The following is a 534-nucleotide window of genomic DNA, read 5'->3' on the forward strand; positions in this document are numbered from 1 at the left end:
GCGAATCTGTTCTTTATTTTTATGCAGTGAGGGAACGACGATATGGGAAGGCCGATCGGTATCATCCACCTGCAATATATATTCCGCAAGATCGGTCTCATGGACGTGACAGCCAACATCTTCAAGTGCCTCATTCAGGCCAATTTCCTCGGTAACCATCGACTTCGATTTCGTCACATGTTTCGCATCTTTTTTCCTTGCTACTTCCTGAATATAGCGGTTAGCATCCTCAGCCGTTTTGGCAAAATATACATGTCCGCCTTTCGCGGCAAAATTCTCACTTAATTGATCCAAATAGTAATCAAGGTTTTCTAACGTATGCCGACGAATTTCTTCCCCGGCACTGCGCCATTCTTCCCAATCACCAATCTCGTCGTCCCGTTCGGTCGCATCCAGTTTCTTATCACGTAACCTATCTTGAGCGGAAGCCATCGCGTTTCGCATAAAGTCATTTTCCAAGGCATCATCTACCCTGTCAAAAAATGGCTTCTCTCCAATTTTCATTGCCATCTTAACTACCTCCTTAAGCACGTG

The 534-nt window shown here is 45.1% G+C and carries 1 protein-coding gene; it reads right to left on the reverse strand.

All coding sequences use genetic code 11. The features are described from left to right. Window positions 1-510: LUD domain-containing protein (locus AC3G7N_RS22450; protein WP_489424313.1), on the reverse strand; the 510-nt coding region annotated here is incomplete at its 3' end. Between the last annotated feature and the right edge of the window lie 24 nt (window positions 511-534).

It is taken from the genome of Virgibacillus carmonensis, from assembly GCF_057836705.1.